Below are 4307 nucleotides of genomic sequence, written 5' to 3' on the forward strand. Positions count from 1 at the left end.
GGCGGTTCGGGCGGCGCGGGTGGCGGCGGCGGCTCGGGCGGTCCGGACGGCCAGAACGGCTCGGGCGGCTCGGGCGGTTCGGGTGGCCCGGACGGTGACGGCGGTGACTCGGGAGGCTCGGGCGGTTCGGGCGGTTCGGGCGGTTCGGGCGGTCCGGGCGGTCCGGGGAACGAGGGGGACACCGGCGGTCCGGGTGGCGACACCTACCCCGAGGACAACCCCGAACCCGAGGCCGCGTACGACATCCCCGCCTCCTTCACGGAGGGCCCCGGGGAGCCCGGTGACGGTGGCGACGGCGACGGCGGTGACGGCGGCGGAGAGGGCTGCAGCGGTTTCTGGGGCTGCACCCTGGACCACGGCGGGCAGGTTCTCGAAGGCCTCTTCGTCGACGGCGTCTGGGGTGATGTCACCGGCATCGTCGATGTCTTCAAGCCCGACACCTGGTCCGGTCTCGCCGACTACGGCGGCCAGCTCGGCGACCAGTGGAAGCGTGACTCCGCGGACGCCGGCGACAAGTGGCGCAACGGCGACTACCTCGACGCCCTCACGGACTGGGGCGGGGCCTCGTTCAACACGGTCGTGACGGTCGGCGACGACGTCTTCGTCGGCGACGAGGTCCGCGAGCGCTGGAACAACGGCGAGGAGACCCGGGCCGTCACCGATGTCGTGTGGAACGTCGGCTCGCTCTTCATCCCCGGTTACAACGTCGCGAAGGTCGTCGGCAAGGGCGGCAAACTCGGCAGGCTCGGCAGGGTCGCCGACGACGTGGCCGATGCCGCCTCGGACGCGGGCGAGGCGGCGGACCGGGCCCGCAGGGCTGCCGACGCCGGAGACGTCGAGGGCGCCCGCAAGGCGGCCAGGGAGGCCGACGAGGCGGCGGACGAGGCCGAGGAGCAGGCGCGCAGGACCGGCTGCACCATCGCTTTCGGCCCCGGTCCCGGCCCCGGTCCCGGCCCCCGCTTCCGGCACGGTGGTGTGCCGGGTGCGGGCACGGGTGTGCTCGCCGCGGGCCCTCCGGGCCGTGTGGTCCTGGCCGAGGGCGGCTGCGACGAGGAGGCCAGGGCCAATGCGGAGGAGGCCCGCGCCAAGGAGCGGCAGGCTTATCTGGACCGGAAGCGGGCCGAGGAACCCGAACGTGCGCGCAAGGCCGAGGCGGACAAGAAGCAGTGGCCGGAGCCCGAGCGCAACGACACCTCCGACCCGCGCAACTACAACCCCCCGGAGTGGGCCGAGGACCTGAGGACCCCGGAATTCGGGGACGTCGACGGAGGCGACGGCTACTGGGCCAGCCGCGACCGCAACCCTCCGCCCAACTGGCACAACGAGTCCTGGCTCCGCTACCAGGAGCAGGTCACCGGCACCGTGCGCGGCCGGGAGTACGTCGTCCCGCACCCCAAGGAGGGCAAGCCGGACGTGGAGTACGACGGCTGGGACTCCGGCCGGCAGACGTTCCTGGAGGCCAAGAACGGTTACGGAAGCTACCTGTCCAAGACGGAGAAGGGCACGCTCACCGAGTCCGGCAAGCAGAGGTTCCTCACCGAGGCGCGAGGGCAGGTCGAGGCGTCCGGCGGCCGTGCCATCGAGTGGCACTTCTCCGATCCCGAAGTGGCCAGGGCCGCCCGTAAGGCGTTCCGGGAGGAGGGCCTGCCGATCAAGGTCGTACACACCAAGCAGAAACCGGTCGACAGCACCAGGAAGCCCGAGGCGTTCGACTGAGCCCCGGTTAGGGTGACGGGGCGGCCGGGCCGCGGGACGAGCGAGAGGCGCGAGGAAGGCGGGACATGCGACGCGTGGTGCGGGGCTTCTGGGGGCCCCGGGAGGAGCCGGTGGAGGTGCTGGCGGGCCGCTGGAGGGCGACCCTGGAGCGGTTTGCCGGGCTTCTCCCGGCGGCCGGCTCCGGATCCGACGGCGTGTGGGCGTGGCGGCAGGTCCACGCGTCCGGGCCCGCCACCGGGCTGCGGACGGACGAGCGGGCCCTCACCGCGGCCCTGCGCGCGGCGGGGGAGGCCGAGGGCTGGTCGGACCGTACGGGGTATGCGCTGCGGCTGGTCACCACGGGCGGGCCGGGCTGGAAGATCGAGGTCAGCGGCCGTGCGGGCGGAACTCCGGACTTCCTGCTCCAGTCGATGGTGGTCGGTGTCGGCTCGCCGGACGGCGCCGAGATCCCGGACACCGAACTCCTCACCGCCCTGGCGGAGTCGTGGGAGCCCGACTTCGGCGGAGTGACCGACGATGATGTGCTCGACGCACTGGAGGACGACGCGGAGTTCGGCCCCGACGAGCCCGCTGTCGGCTGGGTCGGCTACCTCTCGCCGGGACGTGCGGCCCTGCTGCCCGACGGCGTGGACGGTCCGGACGGCCCGGTGGCCGCGCGCAGGGAGGTCCGCGGCGGGGGCGTGATCCTGGAGGTCGCGGCACCCGGCGCGGTCGAGGACGTCGTCCGCGCCAACGTACGGCTGCGGGAGGCCGGAGTGCTCCGGCCGCTGCCCCGCCCGATGGACCGGGCCGTTCTGTGACCGTCCGGGCCGGGGAGCCGTTCGATACCGGACGGGCCGTGTCCGACGTGGAGGAGCTGCTCGGCGCACCGCTGCCGGAGCACGGCCCGACGGTCGCCGAGGGCGACCCGGACACGGGGGAGTGGAGCCGGACCCGGGGCGGGGGTTTCCTGATCGCCCCGATCTGGGAGAGCGAGGACCTCACGGGTGTGTACGGGTCCGAGTGGGAAGCGGTTTCGGAGACCGCGGAAAGCCATCTGGATTCCCTGACAAGGGAGTTGGAAAGGCGCTGGGGCGGCCACCGGAAGGTGTCCATGCGTGTCCCGCTCTTCCGCCGCCGGTCGGGCGAGCCCGTGCCGCCGCTGTTCGGAGCGCTGTGCGACGAGGACTGCTACGGCGACCTCGCGGTGTGGGGGCCGGTACGCGCGGGCGGGGCGGTGCCCGGCGCCCGGCGGTGGGTCGGGGTCTCACTCAACCAGAGCGACGGCGACGCACCGATGATCATGGTGGTCGTCGTCAGCGACAGCCCGGTCACCGAGCCGGAGGAGTGAACTTGGGGCGTGCGGCGGGAGCCTCGCGCCTCCGGAAGCACCCCACGCCACCCCGGCGGCACCGCTCCGGGCCTCCGTGACGGCCACGGCCGTCACGGGGAGCCGGTGTCCGGCAGGAGGGGCCCCGGCGAGTCGGTCTCGGCCAGGCTCACCAGGCCGGCGGCGATGTCGCGGAGTTTGGTGTTGGTGCGCTGGGAGATGGTCACCAGGATCTGGAAGGCGTCCTCGGGGCCGCAGCGCCGCTCGGCCTGGACGATGCCGATGGCCTGGTCGATCGTCGCGCGGCTGCGCATGGCCCGCCGCAGCTGGGACGCCTCCTCCTCCAGTTCGCGGTAGCGCCTGAGGTCGTACGTGGCCTGCGCCAGATGGCGCTCGTAACCGCGCTGGGCGACGGCCGTGTGGTCGCGGGCCGTGGGGGTGTCGGTCTGCCGGTAGGCGCGTTCGATGCGGGCCAGCTCCTCGTGGAAGCCGGTGACGTCCTCGACGTGGTGCAGAAGCGCCGTCACCTCCCCGCCGGGGTCGAGGACGGGGCTGCTGACCGGGCTCCAGTACTTCTCCCGGAAGCCGGTGGGGCTGCCGGCGAAGGGGACGTCGTACTTCAGGACGGGCAGGGCCTGGGCCGTTCCGGTCGCCAGGACGCGCCGGAAAAGGGCCTCCAGTTCGCGCATGCCGCCCGCGTCCGGGTCGCCGGGGTTGGCGGGGTAGGCGTCGAAGACGTGCCGTCCGACCACCTCGTTCCGCTCGCGGAACGTCGCCTCCTCGCAGGCGCGGTTGACCTCCAGGACCGTCAGACCGGTGTCGAGCACCAGCAGGGGCGAGGTCGCGGCGCGGAATATGGCCTCGAAGTCGGCGGAGGAGGGGGTAGACGGAGCCATATCCCTACTCATGCTCCAAGTCCGGCGTTCAATGCGTACCTCCCCCGCGCGCGGTGCTCCCCGCCGTCCCGTCCGCCGTCCGCCGTCCGCCGTCCGCCGGTCCCCGGGGCTTCACGGCCGTCCGCCGGGCCGTCCACGGTGTCGGTGAGGGAAGGCCCGACCGGTACGGGCCGGAGGGGAATACGGGGGAAAGACACCTTTGGCTGGATCGTGGGGGTTGGGTGGTTGGCATCCGGCCCACTCGGCAACAGACCAGTATCGAGCGGGCTCCCGGAGCCCGGCAGCCTACGTTCAGGAGCGCACAGTGACACCTCGTACGACCATGACCGCGATCGCCCTCGCGTCGGCCCTTCTCGTGACGGCCTGCGGTGGGGCGGAAGGGGGGA

At 73.2% G+C, this 4307-nt stretch carries 4 protein-coding genes; 3 read left to right on the forward strand and 1 reads right to left on the reverse strand.

What is annotated here, in order from left to right:
* The 3 genes from L7D48_RS26655 to L7D48_RS26665 all read left to right on the forward strand — a co-directional run.
* On the forward strand, positions 1 to 1716 hold a 1716-nt coding region (locus tag L7D48_RS26655), incomplete at its 5' end, for a Tox-REase-5 domain-containing protein (RefSeq protein ID WP_237883315.1).
* Between the two features lie 65 nt (positions 1717 to 1781).
* The gene (locus L7D48_RS26660; protein WP_237883317.1) at positions 1782 to 2516 is read left to right on the forward strand and encodes an immunity 52 family protein; all 735 of its coding nucleotides are present in this window, start codon (positions 1782 to 1784) and stop codon (positions 2514 to 2516) included.
* The gene (locus L7D48_RS26665) at positions 2513 to 3046 is read left to right on the forward strand and encodes a hypothetical protein (protein WP_237883319.1); all 534 of its coding nucleotides are present in this window, start codon (positions 2513 to 2515) and stop codon (positions 3044 to 3046) included. The genes L7D48_RS26660 and L7D48_RS26665 overlap by 4 nt, the downstream gene beginning before the upstream one ends.
* A 92-nt stretch (positions 3047 to 3138) precedes the next feature.
* Here L7D48_RS26665 and L7D48_RS26670 read toward each other — a convergent pair whose 3' ends face one another.
* A complete protein-coding gene (locus L7D48_RS26670; protein WP_237883321.1) occupies positions 3139 to 3921 on the reverse strand; it encodes an ANTAR domain-containing protein in 783 nt (260 codons plus the stop codon).
* Positions 3922 to 4307: the final 386 nt, after the last annotated feature.

This window comes from Streptomyces sp. ICN903, assembly GCF_022015835.1.
Classification (GTDB): domain Bacteria; phylum Actinomycetota; class Actinomycetes; order Streptomycetales; family Streptomycetaceae; genus Streptomyces; species Streptomyces fenghuangensis.